Annotated in this window: 22 protein-coding genes; 14 read left to right on the top strand and 8 right to left on the bottom strand. The window is 57.0% G+C overall.

From position 1 onward, the window contains the following. Positions 1 to 90 precede the first annotated feature (90 nt). The 3 genes from B5F28_RS14770 to B5F28_RS10430 all read left to right on the top strand — a co-directional run bounded on the left by B5F28_RS14770 (position 91) and on the right by B5F28_RS10430 (position 910). Positions 91 to 240: a hypothetical protein gene (locus tag B5F28_RS14770; protein ID WP_158097578.1), complete on the top strand. Its 150-nt coding sequence runs from the start codon at positions 91 to 93 to the stop codon at positions 238 to 240. Between the two features lie 18 nt (positions 241 to 258). Further along, complete coding sequence (locus tag B5F28_RS10435; protein ID WP_087295834.1) at positions 259 to 513, top strand: hypothetical protein; 255 nt, start codon at positions 259 to 261, stop codon at positions 511 to 513. A gap of 139 nt (positions 514 to 652) precedes the next feature. Continuing rightward, the gene (locus tag B5F28_RS10430; RefSeq protein ID WP_087295833.1) at positions 653 to 910 is read left to right on the top strand and encodes a hypothetical protein; all 258 of its coding nucleotides are present in this window, start codon (positions 653 to 655) and stop codon (positions 908 to 910) included. A 55-nt stretch (positions 911 to 965) separates the two neighbouring features. Here the strand turns inward: B5F28_RS10430 and B5F28_RS10425 are convergent, their stop codons facing one another. From B5F28_RS10425 to B5F28_RS10395, 8 genes are all read right to left on the bottom strand, one after another. Then, a complete protein-coding gene (locus B5F28_RS10425) occupies positions 966 to 3173 on the bottom strand; it encodes a phage tail protein (protein WP_087295832.1) in 2208 nt (735 codons plus the stop codon). Then, a complete protein-coding gene (locus B5F28_RS14505) occupies positions 3133 to 3534 on the bottom strand; it encodes a hypothetical protein (RefSeq protein ID WP_143424728.1) in 402 nt (133 codons plus the stop codon). The genes B5F28_RS10425 and B5F28_RS14505 overlap by 41 nt, the downstream gene beginning before the upstream one ends. A gap of 459 nt (positions 3535 to 3993) precedes the next feature. Further along, positions 3994 to 4881, bottom strand: a complete 888-nt coding sequence (locus B5F28_RS10420; protein WP_087295831.1) for a sigma-70 family RNA polymerase sigma factor — start codon at positions 4879 to 4881, stop codon at positions 3994 to 3996. Positions 4882 to 4902: 21 nt separating this feature from the next. Then, entirely contained in the window at positions 4903 to 5160 is a 258-nt protein-coding gene (locus tag B5F28_RS10415; RefSeq protein ID WP_087295830.1) for a hypothetical protein, read from the bottom strand. A gap of 176 nt (positions 5161 to 5336) precedes the next feature. Beyond that, positions 5337 to 6044, bottom strand: a complete 708-nt coding sequence (locus B5F28_RS10410) for a hypothetical protein (protein WP_087295829.1) — start codon at positions 6042 to 6044, stop codon at positions 5337 to 5339. Between the two features lie 110 nt (positions 6045 to 6154). Continuing rightward, positions 6155 to 6448: a hypothetical protein gene (locus B5F28_RS10405; protein WP_087295828.1), complete on the bottom strand. Its 294-nt coding sequence runs from the start codon at positions 6446 to 6448 to the stop codon at positions 6155 to 6157. A gap of 36 nt (positions 6449 to 6484) precedes the next feature. Continuing rightward, on the bottom strand, positions 6485 to 7138 hold the full coding sequence (locus B5F28_RS10400) for a Rha family transcriptional regulator (protein WP_087295827.1): 654 nt from the start codon (positions 7136 to 7138) through the stop codon (positions 6485 to 6487). Continuing rightward, positions 7135 to 7338, bottom strand: a complete 204-nt coding sequence (locus B5F28_RS10395; protein WP_087295826.1) for a helix-turn-helix domain-containing protein — start codon at positions 7336 to 7338, stop codon at positions 7135 to 7137. Before B5F28_RS10395 ends, B5F28_RS10400 begins: the two co-directional genes overlap by 4 nt. Before the next feature lie 162 nt (positions 7339 to 7500). On the opposite strand from B5F28_RS10395, the gene B5F28_RS10390 reads away from it, so the two are divergent. From B5F28_RS10390 to truA, 11 genes are all read left to right on the top strand, one after another. After that, complete coding sequence (locus B5F28_RS10390) at positions 7501 to 8181, top strand: helix-turn-helix domain-containing protein (RefSeq protein ID WP_087295825.1); 681 nt, start codon at positions 7501 to 7503, stop codon at positions 8179 to 8181. Between the two features lie 125 nt (positions 8182 to 8306). Beyond that, on the top strand, positions 8307 to 8864 hold the full coding sequence (locus B5F28_RS10385; protein ID WP_087295824.1) for an ATPase: 558 nt from the start codon (positions 8307 to 8309) through the stop codon (positions 8862 to 8864). An 18-nt stretch (positions 8865 to 8882) separates the two neighbouring features. Further along, positions 8883 to 9902, top strand: coding sequence for a tyrosine-type recombinase/integrase (locus B5F28_RS10380; RefSeq protein ID WP_087295823.1), 1020 nt, complete (start codon positions 8883 to 8885; stop codon positions 9900 to 9902). A gap of 400 nt (positions 9903 to 10302) precedes the next feature. Beyond that, positions 10303 to 10800, top strand: coding sequence for a crossover junction endodeoxyribonuclease RuvC (gene ruvC / locus B5F28_RS10375; RefSeq protein WP_058965903.1), 498 nt, complete (start codon positions 10303 to 10305; stop codon positions 10798 to 10800). A 29-nt stretch (positions 10801 to 10829) separates the two neighbouring features. After that, positions 10830 to 11432, top strand: coding sequence for a Holliday junction branch migration protein RuvA (ruvA, locus tag B5F28_RS10370; RefSeq protein ID WP_087295822.1), 603 nt, complete (start codon positions 10830 to 10832; stop codon positions 11430 to 11432). A gap of 45 nt (positions 11433 to 11477) precedes the next feature. Further along, the gene (gene ruvB / locus B5F28_RS10365) at positions 11478 to 12482 is read left to right on the top strand and encodes a Holliday junction branch migration DNA helicase RuvB (RefSeq protein WP_087180682.1); all 1005 of its coding nucleotides are present in this window, start codon (positions 11478 to 11480) and stop codon (positions 12480 to 12482) included. A gap of 100 nt (positions 12483 to 12582) precedes the next feature. Beyond that, positions 12583 to 13449, top strand: coding sequence for a class I SAM-dependent methyltransferase (locus B5F28_RS10360; RefSeq protein ID WP_087295821.1), 867 nt, complete (start codon positions 12583 to 12585; stop codon positions 13447 to 13449). Positions 13450 to 13487: 38 nt separating this feature from the next. Continuing rightward, positions 13488 to 14321: an energy-coupling factor transporter ATPase gene (locus B5F28_RS10355; protein WP_087180459.1), complete on the top strand. Its 834-nt coding sequence runs from the start codon at positions 13488 to 13490 to the stop codon at positions 14319 to 14321. A 131-nt stretch (positions 14322 to 14452) separates the two neighbouring features. Next, positions 14453 to 15337: an energy-coupling factor transporter ATPase gene (locus B5F28_RS10350; RefSeq protein WP_087295820.1), complete on the top strand. Its 885-nt coding sequence runs from the start codon at positions 14453 to 14455 to the stop codon at positions 15335 to 15337. Then, complete coding sequence (locus B5F28_RS10345; protein WP_087295819.1) at positions 15331 to 16149, top strand: energy-coupling factor transporter transmembrane component T family protein; 819 nt, start codon at positions 15331 to 15333, stop codon at positions 16147 to 16149. The genes B5F28_RS10350 and B5F28_RS10345 overlap by 7 nt, the downstream gene beginning before the upstream one ends. A gap of 4 nt (positions 16150 to 16153) precedes the next feature. Beyond that, a complete protein-coding gene (gene truA / locus B5F28_RS10340) occupies positions 16154 to 16951 on the top strand; it encodes a tRNA pseudouridine(38-40) synthase TruA (RefSeq protein WP_087295818.1) in 798 nt (265 codons plus the stop codon). Positions 16952 to 16966 lie beyond the last annotated feature (15 nt).

The following is a 16966-nucleotide window of genomic DNA, read 5'->3' as shown; positions in this document are numbered from 1 at the left end:
GGCATTTGCAGCGGCCCACAAGCGCCTGTATGCCATGTTCTGCAAGCCCCAGACCGTCCGCCGGTTCACGATTGCATGAGGGTGGGCATTATGAACAAAGAAGCCATTGAACAAGCCATCGAGCTGCTGGCCCGCAACGGTGCAGACCAGCGACTCTTAGACCTTCTTTACATCCTGCGCCGAAACGACGCCGCTTTTGTGGCAAGAGTTGCCACTTTTGCGTGTTGGCTTGAAAACTAAATTAAAGGAGAATTGACCATGACAAAAGAGGACGTTCGCCGGATCTTCGACCGGGAGGCAATGATCATAGGGCATTCCGATGCCGTACCAGCGGCCAAAGCAGCCAAACACTTCACCAAAGACGCGCTCCAATTCGCCAAACAGCTTGGCAAGACAGAAGCAGGCAACGCTTATGGAATTGGTAAACGCTGCAGCTCATTCGAGTATTACACCCTATACGGTTTGGAACTTGCCGCAACCTATGACAACATTTCGGCTCTGCTAACAAATTGAGCGATGCAAAGAGAAGCCCGTCAGGATAAGTCCAGGCGGGCCTTTTTATTGGCACTATAGCTTGCGCTGCCGGATGCTGCGTGCTATTGTGAAGGTACGAAAACCAACTCCGACAAACCCATCCGACGAGGTAAAGTCCATGATGAAACCTGAAATTAATTCCCATGAATGCGTCGAGATGTTCCGGGCCAACCAGCTCAAAGAGACAGAGGACATCCTCGTGCAGAAGATTGTGGCCGGTAAATTCCACTGGGCCAACGGCATTGTTCCGGCTGGATCTACCAAAGCCATCACCCACATATACACCGCGCCCTTTATCGCGTGGCTGGAGGAAATGCTGGGGCACCCGGCTAGAGGAAAGCATATGCTTGAGGATGATTTTAGAGAATCTGAGTGACAGCAGAACGCCCGCCGGTGCAATTCCCCAGCGGGCGTTTTTTTAAACTATACGCTCACCAGACCGCCGCTTTTCTTTGAGCCATTGACTGGATCTTGTACGCCACAGCATCCGCCAGCGCGTTCACATCCATGCCGGGGGCCGCGTTGATGGTGATGTTCACAGCGCCCATGTTCATGCCGCCGGATGCAGGCAGGCTGGCAACGCTCACGTTTGTTTGCAGGTTGCTGGTGGCCGCATTGAGCGCATCCTCCAGCTGCCACGCGTTTTCACGGATGCCTTTTGCCATGCCGTTGATCATGTCCGGCATCCACTGTTCATACTGTCTTAGGCTGCCTTTATCGGGCCGCGAGAAGTGCAAATAACTGGTAATTGTATTTGCTACACTGGATACGGCACTTACCACACTTCCGATGGAGTCCAGAATTCCAGAAACGAATCCCGAGATCATGTCCCGCCCCCACTGAATGGCTTGATTCGGGAATCCCTTGATCGCATCCATTGCAGCCTGCATAGCTTCCTTAAATGTGCCGCTCATAGTGCTCCTGAAGCTGCCCGCAAGGTTTTTGATTCCGGTTGCAATGCCTTTGATGACACTAGATCCCAGGCTTACCCAGTTGAATGCAGCGATAGAATCCACAATTGCCTTGATAATTTGTGGCATGTTTTGAATGATAACCGGAATATTCTGAATCAGGCCGATTACCAGTTTCCCGATTAGCTCAGCAGCGCTTGCAATCAATTTCGGGGCGTTTTCGTTGATTACGTTCGCCACGTTGCTGACAATAAGCGGCACGTTTTCAATCAAGGCAGGGAGGGACGCGATAATCCCGTCAGCAAGAGTCTGGATCATTTCCAGTGCGCTGTCGACGAGGCTCCCGATATTTTCCTTTAGTCCCCCGGTAAAGCTAACAAGAGACTCCACGCCGCTGGAAATTATGCTAGGAAGGTTTTGCTTTATCCCGGCGGTTAAGTTATCAATCAAGCCTTTTGCGGCGGTCATAACCTGCGGAACGGCCTGAATTATTCCAAGCCCGATTGAGGCTACAATTTGGGTTCCGGCTTGCAAAATTTCGGGAAGATTAGCGGCAATTTCGGATGTGATGCTAGAAATGGCTTCCGAAATTTGTGCGGAAAATTCTTGCATGGAAACGGCCCCGCTTACCAGACCGCCAAAATCCACAACGCTTAAAGAGTCGGAGAAAGTGCCTAGCATTTCAGAGAAATTTTTCTTGATTGCTGTTGCAATCGGTGAAATTTGTTCGGCCAGATCAGCCATATTTTCATTGAATTCCGCTTGTGCCTGATTGGCGTCCACCAGATCCTGATTGTTTTGCTGCCACGCTTCACCGGCCTGCGCAAGACCTTGACTTGCCATAGCTTGCAGCACCATATTGGCCCGCTCGCTTTCGTTGGACGCTTCAGCAAGTTTGGCGTTGAAGTCATCCTCGCTTTGACCTGCCCAATTCAGCACGTCTGCAAATGTGCCGGTTACGGTTCCGGTTTTGATAGTCTCATTGATTGCCTCAGAAAGGCTGTCGATGGGGATGCTGTCGCCATATCTTGCCCATGCGCCAATGGCCGCGTCTGTGAGCCCAGTCAGCTGCTCTTGCGACAGCCCGACGGCTTGCAGGTTTGCGGTAGCAGTAGCCGCCGTCTGATCGTCGCCCAAAACACCATAGAGCTGCCGGAATGTCTCGGATGTTTGCTCTGCGGTATACCCGGCCGCCTGACTGGATGTTTCTAGGCTGGCCATGATTTTTCGGTACTCTTTCGTGCTTTCGACAGCATCGCCAAACGCGCCTACAATTGCCTTTGTGCCTTCGATCAAGGCGCCTGCGCCAAGAATATCGCCGAAGCTCAATGCGCTGTCGCTCGCATCTTTCAGCGCGTCCCCTACATCTTCCACGCCGTTTTCCAGCCCAGATAGCTGCGATTTCATACGATTCAGCTGGGCGGTGGCTTCGTTTACAGATTGTTTCCATTGAAGTGTCCGGGTGTCAGCATCGCCGAATTTTTGAGACGCAGAGGAAAGCCCTTTTTTCAACTGTTCAAGGCGCTGCTGCTGTACTTGAATCTGCTGGTTCAGTACCTTTGCCTGAGCTGTTAAGGCTTCCTCGCTCTTGTCATTCTTATCAAACGCGCTGGTTACCGCCTTCAGCTCGGACGAAAGCGTTTTCTGCTGCTGGATGATGTTGCTGATTTCCTTCCGGAACTGAGCCTCACCGTCTATGCCGATTCGCGGCCCAATGTTTACGGCCATTTTCTACACCTCGCTTTTTTGAAAGTTTTTTGGCCTTTTTTTGGACTGCTGCAATAGCCTTGCATGATGCGTTAAGCACTCTTTTCTGATCGCGTTCAGTCATCGCTTGCAAGTCTGATGCAGTGAGCGGAACAACGCCAAAACGACCGCCCACAGCCGCACCATCCAAAGACATAGCCAACGCAAAGCGGATTCCTGTCGCTGTTTTTTCGTCGTGGCTCATGGCTTCGATTGCGTGGCCTACCTTGCGGATATCGCCCCCGCAGATTGCAGAAAGCTCTTGCGAAAAGCATTCACCAATGGCAAACAAATAGGTATTGCCACCAACACTCAGTTTTTCTATAAAATCACCCCCTTTCATGAATTGGGTGCTAGAGTTGGAAAAAGTTACCCTCGCCAGTAGGAATTAGATTTTTCCGCTGGTGTGCGGGTGGGGGGCCTTATCATCTAGCCGCCGGGGCTGTCTTGTGCATTTTGTTGAATCAGGAGTGCCGCAGCGCGCCGGATCGGCGCCGGTGGCATGGTCTGGTTCTGGCGTTTTGCACAAAGAATCAGCTCTTTGCAGTTAGCTGCAACGGTTCCCCAACGAGCCGGGGAAGAGCGTACCCACTTGTGGGCATAGTCACGGCGGATACCCCATCGCAATTTGTTGCGATGCTCCCCCAGAAGTGGGGGGAAAGGGCTTGTTTGTTATGCACACAAGTGTGCACGGCTGCGTGGTACACTTCTGTACCACGCCCCAATCGGACAAATGCACGGTTGCAAGGGCGGGAACATCCTTCGTCACAAGTGTCGAAAGATTCCCAGCAAGATGGGGGGATCACTCCAAAAAGTCGTACAGCTCCTTCGCATGCAGCCCCAGCAGCTCGGCCAGATGCTTTGTGCTGGATGCAGCAAGGCGGCGTTCCTTCTCTTCCTGTCTCTCCACAAGGCGCTCCTGCACGCTGCCGCCGCTCTTCCATGTTCCGAAGCCGGTTCCTTGATAGGCCCGGGAGAGAAGATCTTCGCCGTAGAATCTGCGCAGGCCTGCGTTTTGCCGCAGGGCGCGAAAGGCGTAATACTCAAGCCGCCGGGCCTGTTCCGGTGTTATTCTGGTGGCCTCGGCGGCCTGCTTCAGCGTTAAGTCATCATAAAACCGTTGCACGATGATTTCCCGCTGCTGGTCAGGAAGAAGGGAAAGCGCCTCGTTCAGAACTGCCCGTAGCGTTTCCAGATAATAGTCTTGTTCTGCCTTCTCCAGCTCCAGAGCCGCCGCCGGGTCTGGTGTTATATCGCCGCGCGTTCTTGCTTCGTCTCCGGTACCCGGCAACACTTCATCCAGACTCTGAGCGGCGTTCAATGGCTCTGACGGGATTCTTATTTTGTTGCCGTCCTTAGCTGTTGCGTAATGGACGCAGCCCACAGTCTCGCGGATTTGGTGCAGCACACAGTATTGCAAAGCCGTTAAGAAGCTGCCCTTTTCGGGATTATAGTATTCGGCAGCCCGCATTACGGCAAAGATGCCCTCTTGCTCTAAGTCATCCATAGTTACCCCGGCGGCTTCTGCTGTGCGTTGGTTCCTGCTGTACCAGCGCCAGAACATTGTGTGCAGAACAGGCTTGTTGATCTCCCAGAGCCGGGCAAGGGCTTCTTGATCGCCCTGTCGGGCCAGCTGCGCAAAACGGCTGTTCATTTCGTGGCGCTGCTCTATGGTTTTGGTGTTATCCATTGTGTCGCCCTCCCAACAGTGCTACACTAATAGTGGGTTTTGGGCCGTCCGGGAGGGCGGCTTATTTTTTGCGTTCACGTCCACAAGTGTGCGGGCCAGACTGGTGCGGGTGATGTATCGGCCAAGACCGTGCCCCACAAAAGGGAACTTCGTGGCCGCCGTCTTTTCTGTAAAGCCGGTATACCGTGCCGTGTCCCGAACGGTCAGGCATTCCTTGTCGGGAAAGGCTGCAATTACGCTTTCCAGCTGGTCGCGGTATCCGGGCAGTTCTCTTGCCATGGTTCGATGCTCCTTTGCTTAAAATGATGGTGCTTTCAACTTTGCTGTTTTGGCGGGATTCTTACCCCGATTTCATGGGACTAACTGCTCCGATAGGGAAAGTTATCACCGAAAAAAGCAAAAGCCGCTTGTACGCAATGCCAGATGCCGCCAAAACGGCTAGAATTGGATGATAGCTAATCAAGCCATCTTTCGTTGCCTTTGTCCGGCTTATCACGTTCCAGTCTGGCCCACCTGCGCACAGCTGCTTTCCAGTCTTTCATTGGGTTTTTCCCGGCGGCCATCCAGCCGTTGGTTTCGTAATAATCAACAAAGCTTTCCGGATCTATGGCTATGCCCTTCTCGGTGCAATATTCGCTAACATCGTCAACCGTTGGGGGGGCAAAGAGAGCGCGCGGCGGCTTGTCCGCCGGCGGCGCTTTGCGAAAAGCGCCGCTATCACGCTCTGTTGTGTTATGTTCTGTTAAGTTATGTTGTGGTTCCAAACTGGAAACCAGTGGTGTACCAATGGTAGTCGATTGGTTGTCACTTGGTATGCCGTCAAGATCCGAAGCAGATTTTAGAACATATCTCCCGGATGCGCTCATGGCAAGCAAGCCCTTTTCCGCTTGGTAAACAGTGGCTTTGTACCGGTCATTACGCAGTGTGTTGTTCAATGTCCAATCGGTAATAACGACAACACCACTTTCAAACGGAATGATATAGCCCTTTGCTGCAAGCAGTTTTAAATCATCCTCATTGCAGCCTGCAGCACGGGCAATTTTTCGCGGTGACGATACAAAACCATCATCGTCACCATGCATTCCAAGGTGGAAATAAAGCGCCTGCGTACTTGTGGGCATATCCATAAATTTGTCGGTGTCTACGACATTCAGTGAAAACATTCGTTTGTGCCCCAAATTCTCACCGCCTTTCTATCAGGAATTTTGATGCGTGCTCCATCAGGAGTGAAAGGATATTACCAGATTGTTTGAATTCTTTCTGCTAGAATTCTTCACCCGACAATTTGACCAAGTTGGGCCTTTCTGAGTTCCTTTCCACGCTCGGTCATGCGCACACGCTGTTCCTCGGTCAAGATTCGGCTGGCATTCACCTTCACCCACTTTTTGGGAATGGTGTATTCTTCGGCCCCATCGGGAAAGCGGCGGTTCAGGTGAACATCCCCCGGGCGTTCATCTGCCAGCTTCGCCAGTTTGCGCTTTAAGGCTCCGTTCTGGGTGTAGATAATCGCCTTCGGTTCAGCTTCGTTGAAGTTGATAAGGGTTTCCTGTTCGGATCTGCTGTTCATTGTTTTACCTCGTTGATTCTCTGGAATGGATACCGGTTAGCCTGCTTTCTGCATCAAAACCGCCTTGATGTCATCGTATTTCATGCCGCAATCGAGCAGAGTTGCCACCTGCGCCTCTCGTTTTGCGACTTCGGCCAATGCTTCAGAGCCAATCAGCGGCACAGCATCCACCAGACGGCCAGCCCCGGCGGCTTTTCGTATCTGCGTGGCATTCATTCCAGTGGCTGCTTTGTAAATCAGATTCGTATAAGCGGTATATGCGTGGCCCTTCATGCGCTCGTCCTCGCCACTGTCCCGGATCGCGTCCGTAAGTTTACGGCGAATCGGCGTTTTTATCGCCTGCTGAATCTCCCGCCGGGCCAGTTCCTGCCGGGCTTCAAAGAAGCCGCGAACGAGTGCCTTCTTGAACTTCCGCACCGGAGCGGTGTTCTTTAGGTAAGTAATAAGCAGCGTGGCCTGCTGCTCATTCAGGTGGTAAATTTTGCGCGCGCTAGAGCCGGTGCGATGGGGGCACGCTCGGATTTCAAATCCCAATGTGCCGAATTCCTCCAGATCGTTTTTGTGCTTTCTAATCAAGTGTTCGACTGTCTGAGAGTGTACTTCTGCATACTTTGCGATTGCATCCGCTGTGGTGTACGGCTCCATGTGTGAGCCAATGGGCTTGATAAGCACAAGACCGGTTTCACTCATGAGTTTGCCTCCTCCAGAATTTCGGTAACCTCCACGCCAAGGGCGCGGGCGATTTTCCCAACCGTTCCGGGTAGAACATCCTTCCCGGCATTGATATTTGATAACGTTTGGGAAGAGACTGCTCCTGCCTCTCGTAAACGGCGTTGATTCCAGCATTTCCTCGCTAAAGCAATTTCCAACTTGGATTTACAAATCTTCAAATCGTAACCACACCTCCTTTTAGACCAATAGTGGTCTGTGTAGGGGTATTATAGCAGATAAAAAATGGTCTGTCAAGGTGCGCGTTTGTTTGTTCATAGATAAAATTTGGTCTGGACTTTTATGGGATTTACTGATATTCTGAAATATGAGGAGGTGGAGCGATGACAACGGGCGAACTTATCAAAAAACAGAGAAATAGTATCCGGATGACGCAAAAGCAATTAGCGGATCTGTGTGGTATGGCAGATTCAGCGATTCGGAAGTATGAATCAGGGCGAATTGTTCCCAAAGTTCAGACTTTGGAAAAAATAGCAAAAGCACTTAATTGCAAGTTGTCTGACCTTATTCCTGGAGCAAAATATTCAACAAACGAAAGCCGCAGAAAAATAGAACAAGAGTATGAGCTGGAAGAGAACGCACTAGAAAATGTGGGGCGTTTGGCGCTAGAAGCACAAAACGAATCACTGTTCTGGGCATATGTTTCGGGGGCATTTTCGGCTTATATTGAATCGAACAAATTGACTCCAAGAGATGAAAATGCGCCTGATTTTTACCCAGAACAGCCCACTGCCGAAAAAGTTAAAAAAATAGCAGATGCTTGGGGAATTCCAATTAAAAAACAAGACGAAATTATTGAAACGTGTTCAGAATCTTACAAAAAAGTAAATCTAGATCCTGAAGAGATAGCGGAAAAGATTGTACGATTGCCGGAAGAACAGATTAGGGCCATAATGGAGTTTATCGATCGTGCTATCGATCACGCTGCATCAAAAGAAGGCGCAGGAAGTGGTCCGGAAGACGAAAAACAGACCTTGGAAGTACAAAACCGGAAGGGAGAATAAGCGGCTGGAGGGTGTTAGGGGAATCCCCTAAGAAAATGACGTTTGGTCGTCCAAATGTCGTGCTTGCTGGAAATGTGCATACAAAAAGCCCCCGGCGGCTGCCGGAGGCGGGAAAGGAAAAAGCTATGAAGATCTTCACCATAATCGGCGGCGTGAACGGCTGCGGAAAATCCAGCCTTACCGGCTCTTTGAAGGCCGAGCGCACCGATCTGGGCATTATCGTAGACCCGGACAAGCTCACCGCCGAACTGGGCGGGGATGAATACGAGGGCGGCAAGCTGGCCGTGGATAAGCTGGAGAAGGCTCTGGCCGATGGAGTCAGCTTTACCCAGGAAACCACCCTTTCCGGCGGCTACACCCGCAAGCTGGCCCGCCGGGCCAAAGAGGCCGGATATTACATCCGCCTGTATTACATCGGGCTGGACACCGTGCAGGAGAGCCTCCAGCGCATCGAGAACCGCGTTCGCAAGGGCGGGCATGATATTCCTCGGAAGGATGTGGAAAGCCGTTTTGCCCGCCGTTTTGCCGATGTGGCGAAGGTGCTGCCCTACTGCGACGAGGCCCGCTTCTTCGACAATGACAACGGCTTTGTGCTGGTGGCAGAATACCGGAACGGTGAGATCCTGCCCATTGGCCGCCGCCGGCCGGAATGGCTGGTGCAGCTGATGCAGGAAATTGGATAAAGCGGGAAGGAGGCCAGCATGGCTAAGAAGATGTATAAGCGGCCGGACGGCCTCTTTGAAAAGATTTTGGTGTTAAACGGCAAGCGGGTGGCATTCCGGGCGCACAGCGAGCGGGAGGTTATGCAGAAGATTGCCGCCTACAAGGAGAGGGAAGAGGCCGGGGCTATTTTTGACGAGGTGGCCGCCGAGTGGTGGGCATACAAGGAACCCCGACTTTCTCCCAACACGGCCCCGAACTACCGGCTTGCCATGCAGCGGGCTGTGGAGCAGTTTGAAGGGCAGCCGGTGAAGGAGATCACGCCGGTGGCCGTCAAGGGCTATCTGGAGCGGCTGGCCCGCCGGGGATATGCCCGCCGGACGGTGAACCAGCATTTTGTGGTGCTGCGGGAGATCTGCGCCTGGGCATGCGAGAACCACAACGTGATGCAGAACCCGGCGGCGCTGGTGAAGCTGCCGGACAAGCTGCCACAGGCCCGGCGGAAGATGCCTCAAACCGGCCAGATCGAGCGGATCAAGGCCATGGCAGACACACCGGACGGCCTGTTTCTCAACTTCCTCATGTATACCGGCCTTCGCCTGGGCGAGGCTCTGGCCATCCGGTGGGGCGACATTGACCCGGAGCGGGAAATGATTCATGTGAGCCGCTCCCTGTACTATGCGGGCAAGAATCAGGGCCAGATCAAGGCCCCGAAGACTGAAGCGGGCCAGCGGGATGTAATTTACCTGAAGAAGCTGCAAGCCATTCTGGAGCCGCACAGAGGCCCCGCCGGGGCGTATGTGTTCGGCGGGGATAAGCCCATGAGCAAACGGGCCTATTACTGTCTGCTGGAACGCTGCCGCCGGGAAGGGCTGGACATTACGCCCCACCAGCTGCGCCACGCATTCGCTACCCTGTGTTTTGAGGCGGGAATCCCGGAAAAAACTGCCCAGGGGCTGCTGGGCCATGCTCAGATCAGCACCACAATGGATATCTACGCAGAGCTGCGGCAAAAGAAATTGATGGAGGCCGCAACGGCTTTGAACAGTGCAGATTTGTGATGTGAAATGCACAGCAAATACACAGAAAACTAAATAAATGGCTTTGTTGAGCCATTCAATAGGGATTCGAGTTCCTTACCGTCCACCACACAGGGCGCTCAATAGAGCGTCCTGTTTTTTGTTTTTGCGCAGTTTAAAAGAAAACAGGAGCTCGAATCCAGGAAAGACTTCTTCTCATACAACGAAGCATCAAGCGGCTATGATACACCAAGACTATAAAAATAGTATGAAATAAAAAAGAAAAATCGGTCGGTTTCACCGGCTTTTGAGAAAAGAGCAGGGCCCAAGCGGGGTCCTGCTCTTTTTGTCTGCCCGAAGTCCGCCCGCTGCCGGTGGGCGGTATTTGCTATTTTATAAAAAATATAGTATACTATATCGGTTAATATGGAGAGGTGTATCTATGCGAGTATTGGGCATCGACCCCGGCTATGCAATCGTGGGCTGGGGCGTGGTGGAATATGTGGGCAACCGGTTCACGCCGGTGGCGTTCGGCGCGGTCACGACCGAGGCGGGCGTGCCCTTTGAACAGCGGCTGGACAAGGTGTATGAGGGCGTGTTGGATGTGATGACAACCTACAAGCCCGAGGCGCTGAGCATCGAGCAGCTGTTTTATCAGCACAACCAGACCACGGTGATCGGCGTGGCCGAGGCCAGAGGTGTGATCCTGCTGGCGGCGGCCAAGTGCGGCATCCCCATCTTTGAATATACCCCCATGCAGGTGAAGCAGGCGGTGACCGGCTACGGCAAGGCGGTGAAAAAGCAGGTGCAGGAGATGACCCGCATGATGCTCAAGCTGGAAAAGGTGCCCAAGCCCGATGATACCGCCGACGCACTGGGCATGGCCATCGCCCATTGCCATTGCAGCCGCAGCCGCCTGATGGGCACGCCGCTGCGCTGACCGAAGCTGAATGCAACAGGAGGTTCCCGATGATCTATTGTCTGACCGGAAAACTTTTGAAAAAGACCCTGGACATGGTGGTCCTTTCCTGCGCGGGAGTGGGCTATCTTGTGCAGGTGCCCGCGTCGGTGTCGTCGGCGCTGCCGGCCATCGGCCATGAGGCCACCCTTTATACCTATATGAATATCACGGAAAACGATGTGACCCTCTTCGGCTTTGCCACCGAGGAGCAGCAGGCCTGCTTCAAGATGCTCACCGCCGTGTCCGGCGTGGGCCCCAAGGTGGGTCTGGCGATTCTGAACGTGATGACCCCCGAGCGGATCACCCTGGCCATCTCGGCCGGGGACCACAAGGCCTTCACCGCCGCCAACGGCGTGGGCCCCAAGCTGGCCCAGCGCATTGCCCTGGAATTGAAGGACAAGGTGGGCAAGGGCCTGGCCGAGGGCATCACCCTGGGCGATGTGAGCGGCGGCGCAGCCCCGGCGGGCAATCTGAGTCAGGCCATTGCGGCCCTCACCAGTCTGGGCTACAGCCCCAGCGAGGCGGCCCAGGCGGTGGCCAAGGCCGACCCCTCCCTGCCGGTGGAGGAACTCATCAAGCTTGCGCTGCGCGGCATGGCGAAAGGAAGGTAACCCGTGGAAGAATACGAATTCGGCACACGGCTGGTCAGCCCGGAGATGAACCAGGGCGAGAGCGAAGAGATCAGCCTGCGGCCTAAAACCCTGGACGAGTATGTGGGCCAGGAAAAGGTAAAGGAAAACCTGCGCATCTATCTGGAAGCGGCCAAGCGCCGGGGTGAGCCCATGGACCACATCCTGCTCTACGGCCCTCCGGGTCTGGGCAAGACCACGCTGGCGGGCATCGTAGCCCAGGAGATGGGGGTACAGATCCGCATCACCAGCGGCCCGGCCATCGAAAAGCCCGGCGACCTGGCGGCCCTGCTCACCAACCTGCAGGAGGGCGACGTGCTCTTCATCGACGAGATTCACCGCCTGTCCCGCCAGGTGGAGGAGGTTCTGTACCCCGCGCTGGAGGACTACGCGCTGGACATTATGATCGGCAAGGGCCCCAGCGCCCAGAGCATCCGCATCAATCTGCCCCGATTCACCCTGATCGGCGCCACCACCCGTGCGGGCCAGATCACCGGCCCTCTGCGGGACCGGTTCGGCGTGCTGCTCAAGCTGGAGCTGTACAGCCCGGACGAGCTGAGCGGCATCATCCAGCGCTCGGCGGGCATTCTGGGCCAGCCCTGCACCCCGGAGGGGGCCTATGAGCTGGCAAAGTGCAGCCGGGGCACCCCCCGTGTGGCCAACCGGCTGTTAAAGCGGGTGCGGGACTTCGCCGCTGTTCTGGCGGACGGCGTGATCGACGAGGCCACCGCCAAGCTGGCCCTCAAGCGGATGGACATCGACCAGCTGGGCCTGGACGAGATGGACCGGAGCATGCTGCGGGCCATCATCGAGCTGTACGGCGGCGGGCCGGTGGGCCTGGATACCCTGGCCGCCGCGCTGGGCGAGGAGGCCGTGACGCTGGAGGATGTGTGCGAGCCCTATCTGATGCAGATGGGCTTCCTCACCCGCACCCCTCGCGGCCGCTGCGCCACCCGGCAGGCCTGGGTCCACCTGGGGCTGGAGCTGCCCAAGGAGCTGGACGCTCCGGGCCAGCAGAGCATGTTCGACTGACCCCGCCAAGAAAATTTCATAAATACACGTTATACTGATACGGAAATCGCCCAAAAACACAAGCGGCCGGTTTCCCCGGAATGAAAAAGGAGAATTGCGTATGCGCCCTGCCACCAGCTGGCAAGATTATGAACTCATCGACGCAACCTGCGGCAACCGTCTGGAGCGCTGGGGCAGCACCCTGCTGGTGCGCCCGGACCCCCAGGTGGTGTGGAAAAGCCCCGAGACCAGCCCCCTGTGGGCCAAGGCAGACGCGGTGTATCACCGGTCCGAGCGGGGCGGCGGCCAGTGGGAGTACCGCCGCCGTCTGCCGGAAAAGTGGAAGATCGGCTGCGGCCCGCTGACCCTGGTGGTCAGCCCCACCGGCTTCAAGCACACCGGCGTGTTCCCCGAGCAGGCCGTGAACTGGGCCTGGTATGAGGAGAAGATCAAGGCCGCGGGCCGGCCCATCAAAGTGCTGAACCTGTTCGGTTATACCGGCGGCGCCACCCTGGCCTGCGCCGCGGCGGGCGCCAGCGTCTGCCATGTGGATGCCTCCAAGGGCATCGTGGCCTGGGCCCGTGAGAACGCACAGGCCAGCAGCCTGGCCGATAAGCCCATCCGCTGGATCGTGGACGACTGCGCCAAGTTCGTGGCCCGGGAGATTCGCCGGGGCAACACCTACGACGCCATCATCATGGACCCGCCCAGCTACGGCCGGGGCCCCGGCGGCGAGGTGTGGAAGCTGGAAGACAACATCTACGACCTGATCGCCCTGTGCGCGGGTGTGCTCAGCGAGCAGCCCCTGTTTGTGGCGGTAAACAGCTACACCACCGGCCTGTCGCCCGCGGTGATGGAGTACATCCTGAAAACCACCCTGTGCGGCAAGTACGGCGGCGTGACCAGCTGTGACGAGATCGGCCTGCCGGTGAGCAGCACCCGCGGCGTGGTGCCCTGCGGCGCCACCGCCATCTGGCAGGAGGCCTGAGCACAGGACCCGGAACAAGAGGGGAGAGAAAAATCGAAATGAACGAGATGATCGCCGCCAAAGACGTGCGCTTTCGCTATACCCCGGAAAACCCCTACGCGGTGGACGGCGCGTCCATGACCATCCGCAAGGGCGAGTTCGTGGCGGTGTTGGGCGCCAACGGCTGCGGCAAATCCACCCTGGCCAAGCACTTTAACGCCATCCTGCTGCCGGAGAGCGGCACCGTGACGGTGGAGGGCATGGATACCCGGGATGAAAGCCAGCTGTACGACATCCGCCAGACTGTGGGCATGGTGTTCCAGAACCCGGACAACCAGATCGTCGCCACCGTGGTGGAGGAGGACGTGGCCTTCGCGCTGGAGAACCTGGGCGTTCCCCCGGCTGAGATCCGCGCCCGCATCGACGAGGCCATGCAGATGTCCGGCATTTACAAGCACCGGGAAAAGGCCCCCCACAAGCTGAGCGGCGGCCAGAAGCAGCGTGTGGCCATCGCGGGCGTGATCGCCATGCGGCCGGACTGCCTGGTGCTGGACGAGGCCACCGCCATGCTGGACCCCCGGGGCCGGGAAAAGGTGATGGAGACCATCCACCATCTGAACAAGGATTTCGGCATCACCGTGGTGAGCATCACCCACTATATGGAGGAGGCCGCACAGGCGGACCGGGTGCTGGTGATGAGCGAGGGCCATGTGGTCATGGAGGGTACCCCGAAGGAGGTATTCAGCCAGACCGAGAAGGTTCGCTCCCTACGGCTGGACGTACCCCAGGCCGCCGAGCTGCGGGATGAGCTGGTGAAGGCGGGCCTGGACCTGCCCGAGGGCATCATCACCGAGGACGAGTGCGCCGCCGCCCTCTACGAGCTGCTGAAATAACGGCGAATATTAAAAAATGAAAGCGCCATCTTATAGCGACGGCACTGTATGCCTTTTGTTGGGCAGGGTGCGCGGCAAAAAAGAGGCACATTTCCGGGGCTGACCCCCCTTTGCAGTAAGGATGTGAAATCATGGCAGCTATCATTGAAACGCGCCATCTGACTCATATATACAACGCCGGCATGCCGGACGCCACCACCGCCCTGGAGGACGTGAGCTTCGCGGTGGAGGAGGGCGACTTCGTGGGCATCATCGGGTCCACCGGCAGCGGCAAATCCACCCTCATTACCCACTTCAACGGCATTCTGAAGCCCACCAGCGGCCAGGTGCTGCTGGACGGCAAGGACATCTGGGCCAAGGGCCAGGACATCCGCAAGGTTCGCTTTGCGGTGGGCCTGGTGTTCCAGTACCCGGAGTACCAGCTGTTTGAGGAGACTATTTACAAAGACATCGCCTTCGGCCCCAAAAACATGGGCCTGAGCGAGGAAGAGATCGACCGGCGGGTGCGCCGTGCGGCGGCCTTCACCGGCCTGCCGGAGGAATATCTGGAGCGCAGCCCCTTTGAGCTGTCCGGCGGTCAGAAGCGCCGGGTGGCCATTGCGGGCGTGCTGGCCATGGAGCCCCGGGTGCTGGTGCTGGACGAGCCCGCCGCGGGCCTGGACCCGGAGGGCCGGGACATGATCCTCAGCCAGGTCAAGCGCTATCACAAGGAGACCGGCACCACCGTGCTGCTGGTGAGTCACTCCATGGAGGACATCGCCAAATACGCCGATAAAGTATTGGTGATGGACCAGAAGAAGATCGCCATGTACGACCGGGTGGACAAGGTGTTCGCCCGGGCGGATGAGCTGCTGGAGCTGGGCCTCTCGGTGCCCCAGGTGACCAAGATCTTTTTGAAGCTGCGCCAGATGGGTCTGGATCTGCCCCAGGACGTGTACACTGTGCCCTGGGCGGTCAAGACCATTCTGGAGGCAAAGGCCCGCGAGGAAGCCAAAGGGGAGGGGAGCACATGCTGAAGGACATCACCATCGGGCAGCACTTCCCGGGCGATTCCATCGTGCACCGCACCGACCCGCGGCTGAAGATCCTGCTGGTCATCGCCTACATTGTGCTGCTGTTTACCATCAACAATTTCCTGGGTCTGGCGCTGAGCCTGGTGCTGCTGGCGGGCCTTTACATGCTGGCCAAGATCCCGCTGCGCATCATCCTCAAGAGCCTGAAGCCCATCATTCCCATCATCGCCTTCACGGCCATTCTGAACCTGTTCTTTATGGGCGGCCAGGGTGAGCCGCTGATCCACTTCTGGGTCATCAAGGTGTATAAGGAGGGCATCGCCTACGCCATCTTCATGGCGGTGCGTATCGTGGCTCTGATCGCGGGCACCGGTCTGCTCACCTACACCACCAGCCCCATCGTGCTCACCGACGCCATCGAGCGGCTGCTGTCGCCCTTTGCCAAGCTGGGCCTGCCGGTGCACGAGCTGGCCATGATGATGACCATCGCCCTGCGGTTCATTCCCACCCTGATCGAGGAGACCGACAAGATCATGAACGCCCAGAAGGCTCGCGGCGCCATGCTGGACAGCGGCAGCGCCAAGGACCGGATCAAGGCCATGGTGCCCATTCTGATCCCGCTGTTCATCTCGGCCTTCCGCCGGGCAGACGAACTGGCCATGGCCATGGAGTGCCGGTGCTACCGGGGCGGCGAGGGCCGCACCCGCCTGAAGGTACTCAAGTTCCAGCCCCACGACTGGGGCACCGTGACCTTCTGCGCCGTCACCTTCGGTCTGGTCTGGGCCACCCGCTTTGTGATGCCGGGGGTGCTGTAAGGCCATGAACATCCTGCTGGATATCAGCTACGACGGCAGCGGCTTCTGCGGCTTTCAGGTGCAGAACAACGGCCTGTCGGTCTGTCAGGCGCTGCAGGACGGGCTGGAGGCCCTGCTGGGCACCCGCCCGCCGGTGAAGGGCTGCTCTCGCACCGACGCGGGGGTCCATGCCCTGCACTACGCGGTGAACTTCTGGGCGGACTGCCGCATCCCCATGGAAAAGCTGCCGCTGGCCTTGAATCAGAAGCTTCCGGCGGCCATCCGGGTGAACCGGGCCATGGAGGTGGAGGAGGAGTTCCACGCCCGCTACGCCGCCCACGAAAAGACCTATTGCTACCGCATCTGGAACAGCCCCATCGACAGCCCCTTCGGGGCGGGCTGGCACCACCGGCTGCCGGGCAGACTGGACGAGGCTGCCATGCAGGCGGCGGCGGACCGGTTTGTGGGCAGCCACGACTTCATGAGCCTGTGCTCGGCCGGCTGCGAGGTGGCTTTGCGGGGCAGCACCGTGCGCACCATCAGCCGGTGCCGGGTGCAGCGCACCGGGGATCTGGTCACCGTGACCGTCACGGCGGACGGCTATCTCTACAACATGGTGCGGATTCTGGCGGGCACGCTGGTTCTGGCGGGCCAGCACAAGCTGGACCCGGAACGGGTCCCCGCCATTCTGGAAAGCCGGGACCGCAGTCAGGCGGGCCCCACCCTCCCGGCCCAGGGCCTGTTCCTGGCTTGGGTGGATTATCCCGAGCTGCCCGCGTGGCAGGCGGGCAAGCCCCAGGGTGAACCGGGGCGCATTTTGTAACGAAGAATCCATGAG

The organism is Gemmiger sp. An194 (assembly GCF_002160145.1).
Lineage (GTDB): Bacteria > Bacillota > Clostridia > Oscillospirales > Ruminococcaceae > Allofournierella.
This window is presented reverse-complemented; position numbering and strand designations above follow the sequence as displayed.